Genomic DNA, 16181 nt, shown 5'->3' on the forward strand with positions numbered 1-16181 from the left:
GAGCACACACCCCCTGGAAGGCATCTGATGAAGACCACCCACCTGAGGCCGGTCGCCGGCCTCGCCGTGGCCGCCCTGGCCCTGACCGCCTGCTCCTCCGGGGGCGACGACGGCGGCGGCGACTCCGCCGGCACGCTGGAGATGTGGACCGCCTGGACCGAGGGCGCCGACACCGCCAACGCCAGCGCGGAGATGATCGCGGAGTTCGAGGAGACCACCGGCTACACGGTGAACCAGACGAACTTCACCTACGACATGCTGCACGAGAAGCTGATCGCCTCGGCCGCCGGCGGCAACCTGCCGGACGTGGTCTGGGGCCTGCCGGAGTACGTCGGCGAGTTCGACAAGATGGGCATCCTCGCCGACCTGTCCGACGCCTGGGACGAGTGGGAGGACAAGGACCAGGTCTCCGACGCGGTGAAGTCCGCGATGACCATCAACGGCAAGGTCGTCGGCTTCCCCTACGAGACCACCGTGCGGGCCTACCTGGTGCACGACGACCTGCTGAGCGAGGCCGGGGTCGAGGTGCCCACCACCTGGGAGGACGTGCTCGCGGTCGGCTCCACCGTGCAGGACGCCACCGGCAGCTCGTTCTACGGCGTGGCCGGCACCGGAGTGCGCTCGCCGCAGGAGCTGCTGGTCTACCTGGCCCAGGCCGGCGCCACCATCGCCGAGGAGCAGTCCGGCGGCGGGTTCCGGAACACCTGGCAGGAGGACGACGACCAGTTGGCCGCCGCCACCGCGACCTTCCAGTTCTACCTGGACCTGATGGACAGCGGTGCGGTGAACCCGAACTCGGCGACCTACGGCTGGGAGGAGACCGACGAGAACCTCGCCACCGGCCTGACCGCCAGCTACGTCACCGGCAACTGGCTCGCCGAGCGCGAGGAGACCAACCCGGAGATGGCCGACATCTCGGTGCACCCGATCCCGGCCCCGGCCGACGGTGAGGCGGCGACCTACCTGGAGGCCAAGCCGGTGTTCGTCATGAACACCACCGACAACCTGGAGGGGGCCACCGAGCTCGCCCGGGCCTGGGCCAGCGAGGACTGGCAGCAGGCCGCGTTCACCGACCGCTCCGCGCTGGACAACGTGTCCACCGACTCCAAGTGGAGCCAGGACTTCGGCGCGCTGATGGAGACCGGTGTCACCTTCCCGCCGGTCACCCTCGGCTCGATCACCCAGGCGATGATCGACTCCCTCGCCCGGGTGCTCCAGGAGGGCCAGGACCCGGAGGAGACCGCGATCTGGCTGTCCGAGCAGATCAACACCGCGCTGTCCGACTCCGGCGAACTCGCCGAGTAACCCCCGCACCGACACCGAACCCCGAGGATCACTGTGGCAGCGAGAACGTCGCGGGTCAGTCCCGCCGGCCCACGCGCGGGCACCCGGTTCGCCTTCGGCGCACTGGCCCCCGCCTGGGTGTTCCTGCTGGTGCTGATCGGTTACCCGCTGGTGCGGGTGCTGATCGACGCCTTCACGAACGCGAACCTGATCAATCCGAACGTGAGCGGCTTCGCCGGACTCGGCAACTTCGCCGACGTCGTGGCGGACGACCACTTCGGCTCGGCGGTCGCGCACACGGTCGTCTGGACCCTCGGGTCGGTGATCGGTGAGTACCTGATCGGCCTCGGAGCCGCCCTGCTCCTCGCCCGCAAGGTGCGGGGGCAGGGCGTGTTCCGGGTGCTGACCTTCATCCCGTGGCTGGTGCCGATCATCGTCGCCGGCATGACCTGGGCCTGGCTGCTCAACCCGGACTTCGGGATCATCAACTCCCTGCTGACCAGGTCCGGGTTGATCGACCAGCCGATCAACTTCCTCGGCGACTCGGCGTGGGCGATGCCGACGGTCATCTTCGTCAACATCTGGCGCTCGTTCCCGTACTACACGATCTCCTTCCTGGCCGCGTTGCAGGCCATTCCGGGCGATCTGTACGAGGCGGCGGCGCTGGACGGGGCCTCGGCCTGGCGGCGGTTCTGGTCGATCACGATGCCGCAGCTGCGCTCGACCTCGCTGATCATCGTGTTCATCCACCTGATCTGGACCGCGGTGAACTTCGACTTCATCTGGGTGCTGACCCAGGGCGGCCCGAACTACGCCACGATCACGCTCCCGATCCTGATCTACCGGTACTCGATGCAGGACTTCAACGTCGGGATGGCCTCGGCGCTGTCCACGCTGATGCTGATCGGGACCTCGCTGATCTTCGTCGTCTACTACCGCTACCGCCGCAAGCTCAGCGAAGAGATCGTCGGCTAGGAGGCCTGCCATGAATGCCACTGCCCAGCGCCGGCTCTCGCACCTGGTCACCTATGTGCTGCTGGTCCTGCTGTCCGTGTACTGCCTGTTCCCCTTCCTGTGGATGCTCATCTCCTCGTTCAAGCCGAAGACCGAGATCCGCTCCCGGGTCCCGTCCTTCTGGATCGAGAACCCCACGCTGGAGAACTTCACGAATGTGCTGGTGGACCACAACTTCACCACCTACATCCGCAACTCGTTGTTCGTCTCGCTGTGCGCCTGCGGGCTGTCGCTGGTGATCTCGCTGCTGGCGGGCTACGTGTTCAGCCGGTTCTTCCGGATGCGCGCGGTGAAGTACACCAACTTCTTCATGCTGGTGTCGCAGATGATCCCCGGCGTGCTGCTGCTGGTGCCGCTGTACATCACCATGCGCAACCTCGGGATCTTGGAGTCCCACCTGTCGCTGATCCTGGCGTACACCACGTTCGTGATCCCGCTGTGCACCTTCATGCTCAGCTCGGGCTACGACTCGATCCCGATCACGCTGGAGGAGGCCGCCCAGCTCGACGGGTGCAGCCGGCTGGGCACCCTGCGCCGGGTGATCCTGCCGGTGATGATCCCGACCATCGTGTCGGTGGGGCTGTACGCCTTCATCAATGCCTGGAACGAGTTCATGTTCGGCTACATCTTCATCTCCCAGGACTCCCTGCGGACGCTGACCCCGGCGATCATGCTGTTCAAGGGCGCGAACTCGATCGACTGGGGTGGGCTGATGGCCGCGTCGGTGATCGCGGTGGCCCCGGTGGCCCTGATCTTCCTGTTCCTGCAGCGCTACTTCATGTCCGGTCTGATGAGCGGGGCGGTCAAGGGGTGAGCACCGAATGCCCTGAGCTGCACCGTCACCGCCATTAGGGTGCCTTCCATGGCTGCAGCCTTCCCCGCACGGCCCACCATCGCCGACGTCGCCCGGCAGGCCGGGGTGTCCACCATCACGGTCTCCCGGGTGATCGAGGGATCGGCCAAGGTCTCGGACGCCACCCGGTCCAAGGTGCAGTCGGCCATGGACGAGCTGGGCTACTTCGGCAATGCCGCCGCCACGCACCTGGTCTCCGGCCGGGTGGGCACCATCGCGGTCGTCACCTCCACCACCGCCGACTACGGCTACGCGACCACCATCGCCGGGATCGAACAGCGCGCTCGCCAACACGGCATGGCGGTGCTGATCGCGGTGATCGAGGGCGAAGGGCCGGAGGCGATCCGGTCCACCGTCCGCACGGTGGCCTCGCACGCGGTCGGCGGGGTGGTGGTGCTCGACTTCGACCCGCCGGCCCATGCGGTGGTGCCGGCACTGCCCGCCTATCTGCCCGCGGTGTCCACCAAGGGCCCGGGGCCGAACGAGGACCTGCTGCGGCCGTCGGTGACCATCGACGAGTACACCGGGGCGATCGAGGCCACCGAGCACCTGATCTCGCTCGGCCACCGGACCGTGTTCGTCCTGGCGCCGCCGCACGAGGAGACCCGCGAGCGCCGGTCCGAGGGGGTACAGGACGCACTGAACGCCGCACTGCTGCCGCAGTACCCGATCATCCGGTGCGAGGACTGGAAGCCGCGGTCCGGGTACACCGGCACCCGGGAACTGCTCGACCGGTACGGCGATGCGGTGACCGCCCTGGCCTGCGCCAACGACGAGATCGCCTTCGGCGCGATCCGGGCGATCTACGACGCGGGGCTGACCGTGCCCGGCGACATCTCGGTGGTGGGATTCGACGACGACCCGCTGGCGGCGTTCACCCGGCCCGCGCTGACCACCGTGCGGCAGGACTTCTTGGCGCTCGGGTCGGCGGCCTTCGACCTGCTGCACCGGATGCTCGACGGGGACACCGCGCTCACCCTGGACCGGCACGTGCCCCGGCTGGTGGTGCGCGAGTCCACCGCCCCGCCCAATCCCCACCGAGGGCTGGGCGCCTGACCGCTGTGTAGCGTGACCGCATGGCCCTCCTGTACGCCGCGAAGCTGACCCCCTCCAAGGCCGAGCTGATCGCCACCTGGCTGCCCACCCAGCGCTGGTTCGGCCGCCCGGCCGCCGCCGCCCGGCCGGTGGCCGCCTACCGCTTCGACGACCCGGACGGCGAGGTCGGCATGGAGTCGCACCTGCTGGAGGTGGACGGCGAGCTGGTGCACGTGCCGGTCACCTACCGCGCGGCCGAGCTGCCCGGTGCCCGGGAGTGGCTGATCGGGACCATGCAGCACTCGGTGCTCGGCACCCGCTGGGTCTACGACGCCCCCGGCGACCCGGTGTACCGCGGCGAGCTGGCCCGGGTGATCCGCGAGGCCGACACCCAGGTGCGGCTGTTCGTCCAGAAGCCGGAGGGCCTGATCGAGCGCGAGCCCACGCTGCGGGTGCGCGGCAGCGGGGAGGTGGCCGACGGGCAGAACCAGATCGTCGTGGTCCGCCGCCCGCTCACCGACCAGCCGGCAGCGTCCGCGGCGACGCTGAGCGGGACGTGGGCCGGGCAGGACGAGCCGGTGGTGCTGGCGTACCTCACCGCCTGAGCGACTCCCCCGCCGCGTCCCGGGCCAGCCGCGCGCCCACCTGGTCGGCCAGGGTCACCGCGATCCGCCGCTGTTCGGTACTCGGCCGGGCGTGCCGGGTCGCGGCGGTGAGCAGGTAGCGGCCGAGCACGGTGCCGTCGTGTTCGACCGGCAGCGCGGTGAGGTCGTCGGTGGGCAGGCCGTGCCGGTCGACGTCCACCCGGGCGCCGCGCTCGGTGACCGAGCCGTCCCGGTGCAGCAGCACCGCCGATCGGGTCCGGCCCGGCTCGGCCTCGAACCGGCAGTCGTCCAGGTCGAGCACCGCGGTGATCTGGGCGCCGATCCGGGTGATCACCAGGTCGGCCGGGGTGCCGGGCAGGGTCGCCAGCTCCGCGGCCCGCAGCACGCCGGCCAGGTAGCCGGACTGGCGGCTGGACCGGGCCTGCTGGCGGCGGCCCCAGAGTGCCAGCTCGGTCACCGCCAGCCCGGTGAGCAGCAACAGCACGGTCACCTCCAGGTCGTCGCGGCGCAGCACGGTGAAGCTGTGCACCGGGTCGACCAGGAAGAAGTCGAACCACACTCCGGCGGACAGCGCGGCGACCACCCCGGCCCAGCGCAGTCCGGAGGCCGCGGCGGCGACCACCACCAGCACCAGCACCAGCGCGGACACCGCGGGCGTCACCCGGTCACCGGCCAGCGCGAGCAGGGCGGCCGCCGCCGGTGGTGCGGCGAGGGCGACGGCCCCGACCAGGGCCGGCCGGGGCGAGTTCTCGGTGGACATGACATGCCTCCCACAGATCGGGTGGAGCGAATGGCCGGCCCGGATCGCTCCTGGTCCCAGCGCACACCCGTGCGCGCCGGAGGGCTGCGGTCCTGACGACTCCCATGCGGCCGGGGCCCCGATCCTCACGCCCTCCGCACGGGGCCTCTTCCAAATATCCAGAATCCCGGATAGTGTCCGGACATGGGTACCGACCTGGCGCCGTTCATGTCGCGCAACGGGCTGGCTGCGATGCAGCTGGCGCGTCGCCTGCTCGGCCTGCCCGTCGGTGCCCAGCTCCCCCTGGTCCGGGACATGGCCGCCGAACTCAGCTACGGCAACGGCACCATCCAGTCCGGCCTGGAACTGCTGGAACAGTCCGGTGCGATCGCCACCCGATCCCGCGGCCGGCTGGGCACCTTCCTGGAGAGCGCCGACCGGGCGATGCTCTGGGAGCTCGGCGGGCTCGGCACCCTGTCGGTGGCGATGCCGCTGCCGTACTCACGCCGTTACGAGGGACTGGCCTCCGGTCTGCGCTGCGCGCTGGACGAGCTGGGCGTGCCGCTGTCGCTGTCCTACATGCGCGGCTCGGCGGAGCGGGTCGCCACCGTGGTCGAGGGCCGGGTCGACGTGGCGGTGGTCTCCGGCCTGGCCTTCGACGTGCTGAGCACCGAGGCGCCGCTGGTCGCGCTGGCCGACCTGGGTCCGCGCACCTATGTCTCCGACCACGGCCTGCTGCTCGCCGAGGGACGCGACCGCGACCAGCCCGGCCTGCGGGTGGCGGTGGACCCCGCCTCGGCGGACCAGGTGCAGCTGGTCCGGCAGCTCTTCGGCGGTCGCGACGACGTGCGCTACGTCGAGACCTCGTACAACCAGCTCGACCAGGCGTTCCAGCGCGGTGAGGTGGACGCGACCGTGTGGAACCTGGACGAGATCGACCAGCACCTGACCGCCGCCGTCACCGCAGAACCCCTGACCACGGACCCCGACGGGCCGACCCGCAGCACCCACGCCGTCCTCGCCGCCCGGGAGGGCACCGAGCGCGTCCCGGCGGCCCTGGTCGCCGCGGTCGACCTCGACCTGGTGCGGGCGGTCACCGACGACGTGCTGCACGGGCGCCGGGTGCCCGCCTACTGACCGAGGAGACGATATGGACGACGCCCTGGAGCTGCGACTGCAGGTGTTCACCGACGCCGAGAACATCGACCCGTCGGTGGTGCCGGTGGTCCGCGACGAGCTGAACCGGCTCGCGCTGCCCGCCGACCGGCGCACCGACGAGGTGCTCGGCATCTTCACCTCGCACCTGGTCAACGCCCTGAACCGTGCCGTGCGGGGCGAGCCGCTGACCGTCTTCGAGGCGCAGGACGTCGTGGACGCGGCGATCGCCGAACGCCCGGACGCCTACGACCACGCCCGCGAGCTCGCCCGGCGCGCCGAGCAGGCGCTCGGGGTGGACCTTCCCGACACCGAGGTGCGGCTGCTGGGCCTGCACCTCGCCACCATCTGACCCGCGCACCAGAGAGGAACAGATCGATGAAGATCATCACCGGCGGAGTGGGCAGGGCCCAGGTCGCCGACCTCCTGCGGCCGCTCCTGGCGGCCGGCGACGAGGTCGTCACCGGCTCCGACATGGACGCCGCGATGGCCCTGCGCACCGGGCGGGCCGACTACTACCTCGGCACCTGCCACACCGGTGCCGGGGCGTCCCTGGGTGTGCTGGTCGGGCTGCTCGGCGCAGCCCGCTGCCACACCTTCGGCCGGGGGGTGCCGAGCCGGGACGCCGTCACAGCCGCACTGGACGAGGGAGCCGTCGCACTCGGCTTCGCCATCGACCAGATCGACGAGCTGGTCCCGGTCGTGTGGCAGGCATTGGACGCCCGCCGCTGACCGCAGTCGTCCGGACCCACCGGACACAGGACGGGGCAGCGGGATTGCCCTCCCGCCGCCCCTGACCGAGATCCGCACCCGCGGATGTGGCGCCCCACCCGGGACGCCGGCCAACCCCCGCGAACGCGCCGTCACGCACCGGGCGTGATGATCCGCGATCGCCTTCACCCTACGGGAGTCTGCATGAGCGCAGTACTCGCCGCCTCGGCGGCATCAGGGGCAATCAACTTCCAGTGGTGGCAGTCCGTCGTCGTGATGGCCGTCTGCGCCGTCGGCGCGCTGCTCGCCCAGCAGGCGCTGGCCGTCTTCAACGACGGAGTGCGGCCGTTCCTGCTCGACTTCATCCAGGGCCGCACCACCCGGCCCGCGATGGCCGCGATCGCCTTCGGGCTGTCGGCCGGGTTCATCTTCGGGCTCGGGGCGCCGATGGCGCTGTCCACCACGGTGCTCAACCCGTGGCTGATCTTCCTGCCGGTCGAGATCCTCGGTCTGCTGGCACCCCGGCGCTGGATCGCCGCGATCGCCGGTATCGCCTGGGGCGCGGTCTGTTCCTACGGCCTGGCAGGGGCGACCACGCTGGCCGGCGAGCTGCCGGTGGACTTCCTGTCCGCGCTGACCGCGATGTCCGACCCGATCCTGTGGCTGTTCTGCCTGTTCCCGGTGCTGGCGATCGCCCGGCAGTTCGGTAAGGCCTGGGGCGGGATCGCCTTCGGCGCCGAGCTGGTCGTGGTGGTGTTCTTCGTCAAGGCCGGCGAGTGGTGGGGCTGGAGCATCTTCGCCCCGTCGGTGGCGATGGCGGTCGGCGTGGTGCTGCTGCTGGTGCTGGCGGTGCGCACCGACCTGCGGGCCCGTGCCGCACAGAAGGCCGAGCTGCTGGAGCTGGCCCGGACATCCGGTCAGGCTGCCGCGGACGAGGCGGTCCGGGCCCGCGCCGAGTCGGAGGCCGTCGTCGACGAGCTGTTCGGCCCGAACGCCGCCCGACTGCGCCGGCACACCCCGTGGTTCATGGTGCTCGGCGCCGGGGTCGCGATGGTCGCCGCCTCCGGCATCTTCGGTGGCGGCGAGGCCACCAGCTTCCTGATCGCCCAGGGCGACTTCACCGGCGCCGCGTCGATGGACCTGGTCCGTGTGCTGGGCTTCGTGCCGCTGATCGTCACGACGGCACTGGCCTCCGGTGCCTACGCGATGGCCGGGATCACGATCGTCTACCCGGTCGGCTACCTGCTGGCGGGCTCCGGGCTGCCGCTGGGCGTGACCCTCGCGCTGGCCGCCATCGCCGGTGCGGCCATCTTCGGCGTCGAGATCTCCGCGGTGTCCTTCATCGGCAAGTGGCTGGGCCGCTGGCCCTCGATCCGGGACTCCTCGGACCACATCCGCTCCGGCATCACCGAGTCCCTCGGTCTGGCGATCCTGGTCGGGTCGCTGATGGCGGCGAACGCCCTCGGTGGCGGGATGGCGATGCTGATCGTCGGTGGGCTCTACCTGGTGAACGAGGCGATGGGCCGGCCGGTGGTCCGGATGGCCGCCGGACCCGCCGCGGTGCTGGTCGCCGGGGTGCTGCTCAACCTCTTGTACTGGGCGAACCTGTTCACGCCGGTCGGGGGCTGATCGCGATGATCCGCACCACCACCGGCCCGGTGCCCGCCGAGGCGATCACCGGCACCGTGCTGGCCCACGAGCACCTGGCGGTCGACCTGCGCCGCGGGCCGGACACCACCGCCGTCCTCGGCGACGAGCAGTTGCTGATCGACGAGCTGGCCGACGCCCGGCAGGACTACGACCTCGCGCTGGTCGTGGAGCTGTCCTGCCGCGGCATGGGGGGTGACCCGGTCCGCACGGACCGGGTCGCCCGGGCCGCGGGCGTGCACGCCGTGACCGCGACCGGCTACTACTACCAGGCGTTCCACCCCGAGGACCTGGCCGCACGGGGGGTGGACGAGGTCACCGCCTCCCTGGTGCAGGAGATCCGGGAGGGCGCACCGGGCAGCGGCATCCGGCCCGGGGTGCTCGGCGAGATCGGTTCGCACGGCCCCGAGCCCACCGACGGCGAGCGGGTCTCCCTGCTGGCCGCGGGCCGGGCAGCGGTGGCGACCGGTCTGTCGGTCGCCACCCACGCCCACCTCGGCCAGGGCGGTCCCGGGCAGCTCGACCTGCTCACCTCGACCGGCCTGCCCGCGGAGCGGATCGCGATCGGGCACCAGGACCTGTGCGACGACGGCGGTCAGCACCGCGCGATCGCCGGTGCCGGGGCCTACGTCGCCTTCGACACCGTCGGCAAGGCGTCCTACCAGAGCGACGACGTGCGGTTGCGGCTGCTGCTCGACCTGATCGAGGCCGGGCACGCCGACCGGGTGCTGCTGTCCAACGACGTGTCCCGCGACGCCTACCTGCGGGTCAACGGCGGCACCGGCTACGGCCACGTCCTCGGCACCTTCGCCGACCGGCTGCGGTCGGCCGGCGTGGACGAGTCCACGATGCGGCTGCTCTACCGGGACAACGCCCTGCGCTTCCTGTCCGCCCCCGAGCCGGAGAGCTGATCATGGCCGACCGCCCCACTCTGCCCACCACCACCCCGCTGCCGGCCGCCACGGTCGAGGAGTCCATGGCGTTGCAGCAGCGCCTGGTCGCCGGCCTGGCCCGGCACTTCCCGGACGGCGGCCTGTTCCGCTCCGACCTGGGGGTGGTGCCCGGTCTCGGCCGGCCCGACGCCACCGCACGGGCCGAGCGCGCACTGGCCGACGCCTTCGAGGCACCGGCCGCCGCCCTGGTCCAGGGTGCCGGCACCGGCGCGATCCGGGTCGCGCTGGCCGCCGGGCCCTGGTCCGAGGGCGACCGCCGGCTGCTGGTGCACCAGGCGCCGGACTACCCGACCACCGCCCGGACCTTCGCCGACGCCGGGGTCACCCTGGTCCGGGCCGACGCCAACGACCGCGACGCCTGGCGCGCCGCGGTCGGCGCCCCGGACGCCCCGGCGTGGGTGTACCTGCAGCACTCCCGGCAGCAACTGACCGACTCCTACGACCTCGGCGAGGTGATCGCGGTCGCCCGGCAGGCCGGGCGGCGGGTGATCGTCGACGACAACTACAGCGCGGTCCGCACCCCGCGGATCGGCACCCAGCTCGGTGCCGCCGCCTCCGCGTTCTCGCTGTTCAAGTTGCACGGGCCGGAGGGGGTGGCCGTGGTGCTCGGCGACCAGGACCTGATCGACCGGGTGCACGAGGCGACCTACTCCGGCGGGGGCCAGGTCCAGGGCCACCAGGCGCTGGACGCGCTCCGGGCCCTGGTGATGGTGCCGCTGAACTGGGCCGCCCAGTCGGTGGCCACCGCCGAGGTCTGCGAGCGCCTGGTCGCCGGTGAGGTGCCCGGCATCGTGGACGCCACGATGGCCAACGCCCAGGACCGGTGCGTGATCGCGCTGCTGGACCAGCCGGTCGCCCGCCAGGTGCCCGCGCTGGCCGCCCGGTACGGCTCCGCCCCCTACCCGGTGGGCTCCAACTCCCGCTACGAGATCACCCCGCTGATCTACCGGCTGTCCGGCTCCTCGCTGCACGCCCGGCCCGACCTGGCCGACTGGGCGATCCGGATCAACCCGATGCGCGCCGGGGCCGACCTGACCCTCGACATGCTGGCGCGCACCCTGCGCTCCGCCCGCACCGGCTGACCCGGGACGACCCCCGTCCGCCGATCTGCAAGGAGTGCTCCATGTTCCTGTCCGCCACCGAATCCCGTAATCGCCCGCTGATCGAGGCCGCGTTCGCCCTGCACCAGGCCGGCCGGCTGTCCCCCGACACCTACGTCGTGGACCGCGACGCCGTCGACCACAACGCCGCCGCCCTGGCCGCCGCCGGTGCCGCCCACGGCGTCGAGCTGTGGTTCGTCATCAAGCAGATCGGCCGCAACCCGCTGCTGTCCCGGACCATCGCCCGGCACCTGCCCCGTGCCGCCGCCATCGACGTGCACGAGGCCGACACCCTGGACGCGGCCGGGGTCGCGCTCGGCAACGTCGGCCACCTGGTGCAGATCCCGGTGCGCGACCTGCCCCGGGTGCTGGCCCGCCGGCCGCGCGCGGTCACCGTCTACGACCTGGAGAACCTGCGGGCGGTGGCCGCCGAGTCCGCGCGCCAGGGCCGGGTGCAGGACGTGCTGCTCCGGATGGCCGGCGACCCGTCCAGCACCTACCCCGGGCAGGAAGGCGGGTTCGCCCCGGACGACGTCGCCGCCGTGCACCGGGCCGCCGCCGGGATGACCGGGGTCCGGATCGCCGGGGTGACCGGGTTCCCCTGCCTGCTGTTCGGCCCGGACGGCACACCGGAGCCGACCCCGACCCTGCGCCAGGTGCTCGCCGCCGCCGACACCCTGCGCTCGCTCGGGGTGCCGGACGTGCTGGTGGACCTGCCCTCCGGGTCCTCGGTCGCCACGATCGCCGAGCTGGCCGCCTGGGGCGCCACCCACGCCGAGCCCGGTCACGCGCTCACCGGCACCACCCCGCAGCACGCGCACGACCTGACCCTGCCCGAGGTGCCCGCGATGGTGTACCTGACCGAGATCGCCCAGCACTGCGGGGCGGACCGGCCCCGGGTGTTCGGCGGCGGGTTCTACCCCCGCGGTCAGGTCCGCAGTGCCCTGGTGCGCACCGCCACCGGGGACCTGCACACCGGCGTCCTGCCCGGACCGGCGGAGAACATCGACTACTACCGGACCCTGGACCCCCGGCGGGAGGACGCCGCCCGGATCCACGTCGGCGACCCGGTGATCATGGCGTTCCGGACCCAGGTGTTCGTCACCCGGTCCCGGCTCGCGGTGGTCTCCGGGCTGCGGGACGGGCGACCGCGGATCGACGGGGTCTTCGACGCGCTCGGCCGCCCGCTGGACGAGGCCGCGGTCGCCGCGTGCGCGGAGGTGGCCCGGTGACCGCCGCGGTGATCCTGGTCGTCGACGGGTTCGGCGTGGGGGCGATGCCGGACGCCGGCGAACTGCGGCCCGGCGACACTGCCGCGGACACCCTGGGTGCCCTGGCGGCCTGGTCGGTGCGGGAACGCGGTCGCCCGCTGCGGATCCCGCACCTGACCGGGGCCGGACTGGCCCGGCTGCGACCGGATCTGGCCGACCTGCTCCCCGAGCCGGAGCACGCGCTGCGCCGCCGCTCGACGGTGCGCCGGGCCGCCCTCGGCTACCCGGGCGCCGACACCTTCGCCGGGCACCAGACCATGATGGGCGCGGACATGAGCCACGTGACCCTGTGCCGGGTCGCCGACCGCGCCGACCAGCTCACCGCGGTGCTGCGCGAGGCCGGGCACCGGGTGGAACCGCTCGGCGACAACCGCGCCCCGCTGGTGGTCGACGGTGCCGCGCTGGTGCACGACAACCTGGAGGCCGACCCCGGGCTGAACTGGAACGTCTCCGCCCGGCTGGACGAGCTCAGCTTCGACCAGATCCTGGCGATCGCCGACGTCGTCCGCCGGGTGGCCCCGGTCGCCCGGGTGATCGCGGTCGGTGGCCACTCGGACCGGCCGCTGGCCGAGTCGGTCCGCCCCGGCCCGGACGACACCCTCGGACTGGACACCCCCGCCTCCGGGTTCTACCGGCTCGGTGGCCTGCAGGTCCAGCACCTGGGCGCAGCGATCGACCACTCCCGCCAGCTGCCCCAGGCGACCGCCGCCGCGGGCATCCCGGTGACCCTGGTCGGCAAGGCCGCCGACATCCTGCACGCCGAGGGCCCCCAGGTCAGCAACCGCCCCGGGGTGGACACCGCCACCGTGCTCGCCGACACCCTGGCCGGGCTGCGCCGCGGCGGCCTCACCGTCGCCAACGTCCAGCAGACCGACCTGGCCGGGCACCAGCAGGACCCCGGGCGCTACGCCGACCTGCTGGAACAGGTCGACACCGCCCTGCCCGGACTGTGCGCCGCCCTCGAGCCGGAGGACCTGCTGATCGTCACCGGCGACCACGGCAACGACCCGACCATCGGCCACGCCTTCCACACTCGCGAGTACACCCCGGTGCTGGCGGTGCACGGCGGGGACTCCGCCAGCGCCGTGCCACTGCGGCTGCCCGACCTGGGGTCGCTCGCGGACCTCGGCGCCGGGGTCGGCCGGTACCTCGGGCTGCCCGCCGGGGCGATCGGGCACGGGGAGGCGTGCGGGTTCTAGGGGGAGCCAGCTCTGCTTCGTTTGTATCATCTAAGTGATACGATCGCAGCATGACTCGGTCAGCAATGCGCGACCTGGGCCTGGTCTCCCGGCTTGCGGCGGGCCAGTGGGGGCTCCTGACCACCGCGCAGGCACAGCGCGAGGGCGTGACTCGCCTCCAGCTCGCCCGCCTCGCCGAGGCGGGGGTGCTGGAGCGCGTCGACCACGGCGTGTACGCCAGCGCTTCGGCGCCGACGGAACACCGCGCCCTGCGCGCGGCATGGCTCTCGCTCGATCCAGCGCGCACCGCGGAGGAACGGCTCGCCGATCCGCCGGCCGCCGGCGTCGTCTCCCACACGTCGGCTGCGGCCCTGCACGGCCTGGGCGACCTGCTCGACGACACACCCGAGATCACACTGGCGGAGCGCAAGCAGACCCGCCGCAGCATCCGGCTGCACCGCAGCACCCTCACCGACTCGGACGTCACCCTCGTCGACGGACTGCCGACCACGACCGCTGAACGCACCGTGGCCGACCTGCTGCGGGACGGCCACGACGCCGAACACGTCGCGCAGATCATCGGCCAGGGCACCCGCCGCGGCGTCATCGACCTCCCCGAGCTCGCCGCGCGCGTCGAGTCCTCTGCCCGGCGCTACGGACAGCGCGACGGACGCGCGCTCGTCGAGCATCTGCTGGATCTCGTCGGACTCAGCCCGGCCGCGCTGGTGCAGGAGCTCGCCGACACACCGGCCGGTCGCGACCTGCTCGCCGCCGGTGCTGCGAGCACCCTGATGCCGATCCTGGCGGCGCTCGGCCAGCTTCACGAGCCGTCGATGAACGCTCCAGCCGCGCAACCGATCAGGGCCACCACCCGCACAGGAGAACGCTGATGGCGGCGATCCAGGGGTATCGCACGGGGACCGCGCTGTGGGCGGCGGTCACCGATCGGGCCAAGGCCACGCGGCCCTCGAGCTCGACCTCGACCAGGCGATCGACGCACTCCGCGCCGCTGCCGCAATCGACCTGCGCGATCACTTCCGCTTCGTGGTCACGAGGGTCGAGACGAACGTCGGCGGGGCCGAGCAGCCGAACCTGCAGGGCTGCCGGGTCGGCTTCGACGCCTACTGCGGAGCGACGCTGAAGTCGCGGTTCGGCGTCGACCTGGTGACCGGCTCGCTGATGACGACGGACCCCGAGCCGTACGACGACCCGGTGCTGGAGCTGCCCGGTCTCGCCACGCCCCCGATCCGCCTGTACCCGGTGGTCGATCACATCGCCGACAAGCTCTGCGCGACCCAGGCCACCTACGGGACGAACAATGACCTGCCATCGAGTCGGGTTCGCGACCTGGTCGATCTGGTCGTGTTCGCCCGCTCACAAGACGTCGACGGCAGCGCGCTGATCCGCGCCATCCGCGGGGAGTGGGCGCACCGGGCACTCCCCGGCGAACCGGCGTTCTCACCTCCGCCCGCATGGGAACGGACGTATCCCCCGGCGGCCCGCAAGGTCTCGATCGTCGCAGACCTCACGTCGTTCGCCGATGCGGTCACCCTCGTGCACAAGTTCCTGGACCCCGCTCTGGACGGCACCGCCACCGGTCGCCGGTGGCTCGCCGCCGACCTCGCCTGGCGCGACTCCCCAGCCGACAGGGCCGTGCCCTAGACCACCACCAGCTCCGTCCCGGCCGCGTCGTGGTCGGACAGCGCCACGCTCTGGATCGCCGGGTCGTCGTAGGTGTTCCAGTAGTAGGTCGTGGTCCGGGAGGAGAACAGCCCGGTGTAGATCGTCTTCTCGAACTCGCCGGAGGCCATCGCGGCACTGCCGTCGACCATCGCGACCTGCTGCAGGGTGTGGAACGCCCGGCTGACGTTCGCCTGCTCGGTGGACTGCTGCGGGTAGTGCGCGTGCACGTAGGCGGCGCGGGCGAACCGGGACGGCGAGGAGTAGTCGCCCGGGATGCCGCGCATGTGCGAGCCGGAGCCGAACGGGACCAGGTGCGCCCGGCCGAGCACCAGCTCGTCGGGGAACACCGGGGAGGCGTTGAGGTAGTTGCGCAGGTTCTCGTGGTGCCAGCCGAAGCCGGGCTGGTTGGCCAGCACGTCCACGTCGTCGTCGAAGACGTGCATCCCGTCGGCGGTGTACTCGACCACGATCGCCCGGTTCGCGTCGCCGATGATCCAGTGCAGCAGCGAGCTGGGGTACTTGTCGTTGATCGGGCGGTCCACGATCACCACGTCGGCCAGGGCAGCCTCGACCTCGTCGACGGTGGAGAACTGGGAGGCGACCCAGAGCGGGAACTCGAAGGCCGCCACGTTGGTCTTCCCGTCGACCGGCCCGGTGGCGTACTGGGCGTAGCCGGGGAAGTTGAGCCCGGCGACCGCGAGCCCGGCGTCGTTCCCGCAGTCGAAGTACAGCGGCGTGCCCTCCTCGACGATGCCCATGCCGATCACCGCGTGCCGGATCGCCGGCACCGCCTCGAAGGGTGACCGGGGCTGATAGCCGGTCGGTGTGATCACCACCCGCTCGCCGTACCCGCTGGTCCAGTCCAGATTACGGGCCAGGTAGAGCGCGCCGCTGCCGTCGGTGAACCGAATACCTGTGCACATGCCGAAACCCCCTGTGGATGGGCGGGGTCC

The 16181-nt window shown here is 72.1% G+C and carries 17 protein-coding genes; 15 read left to right on the forward strand and 2 right to left on the reverse strand.

Translation table 11 applies throughout. From position 1 onward, the window contains the following. Positions 1-27 precede the first annotated feature (27 nt). The 5 genes from HGA03_RS14890 to HGA03_RS14910 are packed head-to-tail and all read left to right on the forward strand — an operon-like array spanning position 28 to position 4791. Positions 28-1305, forward strand: coding sequence for an ABC transporter substrate-binding protein (locus HGA03_RS14890; RefSeq protein WP_168631080.1), 1278 nt, complete (start codon positions 28-30; stop codon positions 1303-1305). 33 nt (positions 1306-1338) lie between these two features. Next, on the forward strand, positions 1339-2259 hold the full coding sequence (locus tag HGA03_RS14895) for a carbohydrate ABC transporter permease (protein WP_203767310.1): 921 nt from the start codon (positions 1339-1341) through the stop codon (positions 2257-2259). Between the two features lie 10 nt (positions 2260-2269). Beyond that, on the forward strand, positions 2270-3112 hold the full coding sequence (locus HGA03_RS14900) for a carbohydrate ABC transporter permease (RefSeq protein WP_168631081.1): 843 nt from the start codon (positions 2270-2272) through the stop codon (positions 3110-3112). Between the two features lie 48 nt (positions 3113-3160). Next, a complete protein-coding gene (locus HGA03_RS14905; protein WP_168631082.1) occupies positions 3161-4207 on the forward strand; it encodes a LacI family DNA-binding transcriptional regulator in 1047 nt (348 codons plus the stop codon). A gap of 20 nt (positions 4208-4227) precedes the next feature. Continuing rightward, a complete protein-coding gene (locus HGA03_RS14910; RefSeq protein ID WP_168631083.1) occupies positions 4228-4791 on the forward strand; it encodes a CG0192-related protein in 564 nt (187 codons plus the stop codon). Here HGA03_RS14910 and HGA03_RS14915 read toward each other — a convergent pair. Beyond that, the gene (locus HGA03_RS14915) at positions 4781-5551 is read right to left on the reverse strand and encodes a DUF4118 domain-containing protein (protein WP_168631084.1); all 771 of its coding nucleotides are present in this window, start codon (positions 5549-5551) and stop codon (positions 4781-4783) included. The genes HGA03_RS14910 and HGA03_RS14915 overlap by 11 nt on opposite strands. Positions 5552-5734: 183 nt before the next feature. Between HGA03_RS14915 and yhfZ the strand changes: the two genes are divergently transcribed. The 10 genes from yhfZ (at position 5735) to HGA03_RS14965 (ending at position 15207) form a co-directional block, all read left to right on the forward strand. Continuing rightward, complete coding sequence (gene yhfZ, locus HGA03_RS14920) at positions 5735-6667, forward strand: GntR family transcriptional regulator YhfZ (RefSeq protein WP_168631085.1); 933 nt, start codon at positions 5735-5737, stop codon at positions 6665-6667. A 13-nt stretch (positions 6668-6680) separates the two neighbouring features. Beyond that, positions 6681-7037 carry a PRD domain-containing protein gene (locus HGA03_RS14925; RefSeq protein WP_168631086.1) on the forward strand — a complete coding sequence of 119 codons (357 nt, stop codon included), beginning with the start codon at positions 6681-6683 and terminating at the stop codon, positions 7035-7037. A 26-nt stretch (positions 7038-7063) separates the two neighbouring features. After that, entirely contained in the window at positions 7064-7417 is a 354-nt protein-coding gene (locus tag HGA03_RS14930; RefSeq protein ID WP_168631087.1) for a DUF2620 family protein, read from the forward strand. A gap of 183 nt (positions 7418-7600) precedes the next feature. After that, a complete protein-coding gene (locus HGA03_RS14935) occupies positions 7601-9025 on the forward strand; it encodes a YhfT family protein (RefSeq protein WP_168631088.1) in 1425 nt (474 codons plus the stop codon). Positions 9026-9030: 5 nt separating this feature from the next. Next, positions 9031-9954: a phosphotriesterase family protein gene (locus HGA03_RS14940; protein WP_168631089.1), complete on the forward strand. Its 924-nt coding sequence runs from the start codon at positions 9031-9033 to the stop codon at positions 9952-9954. Positions 9955-9956: 2 nt separating this feature from the next. Continuing rightward, a complete protein-coding gene (locus HGA03_RS14945; RefSeq protein WP_168631090.1) occupies positions 9957-11078 on the forward strand; it encodes an aminotransferase class V-fold PLP-dependent enzyme in 1122 nt (373 codons plus the stop codon). Positions 11079-11119: 41 nt separating this feature from the next. Then, the gene (locus HGA03_RS14950) at positions 11120-12328 is read left to right on the forward strand and encodes an alanine racemase (protein ID WP_168631091.1); all 1209 of its coding nucleotides are present in this window, start codon (positions 11120-11122) and stop codon (positions 12326-12328) included. Continuing rightward, the gene (locus HGA03_RS14955; RefSeq protein ID WP_168631092.1) at positions 12325-13566 is read left to right on the forward strand and encodes a phosphopentomutase; all 1242 of its coding nucleotides are present in this window, start codon (positions 12325-12327) and stop codon (positions 13564-13566) included. Before HGA03_RS14950 ends, HGA03_RS14955 begins: the two co-directional genes overlap by 4 nt. A gap of 50 nt (positions 13567-13616) precedes the next feature. Further along, positions 13617-14435: a type IV toxin-antitoxin system AbiEi family antitoxin domain-containing protein gene (locus HGA03_RS14960; RefSeq protein WP_168631093.1), complete on the forward strand. Its 819-nt coding sequence runs from the start codon at positions 13617-13619 to the stop codon at positions 14433-14435. A 37-nt stretch (positions 14436-14472) separates the two neighbouring features. Continuing rightward, positions 14473-15207, forward strand: a complete 735-nt coding sequence (locus HGA03_RS14965; protein ID WP_168631094.1) for a nucleotidyl transferase AbiEii/AbiGii toxin family protein — start codon at positions 14473-14475, stop codon at positions 15205-15207. On the opposite strand, the gene bsh is transcribed toward HGA03_RS14965, so the two are convergent. Beyond that, on the reverse strand, positions 15204-16151 hold the full coding sequence (gene bsh / locus HGA03_RS14970; protein WP_168631095.1) for a choloylglycine hydrolase: 948 nt from the start codon (positions 16149-16151) through the stop codon (positions 15204-15206). The genes HGA03_RS14965 and bsh overlap by 4 nt on opposite strands. Positions 16152-16181: the final 30 nt, after the last annotated feature.

This window comes from Cellulomonas denverensis (assembly GCF_012396125.1).
Lineage (GTDB): Bacteria > Actinomycetota > Actinomycetes > Actinomycetales > Cellulomonadaceae > Cellulomonas > Cellulomonas denverensis.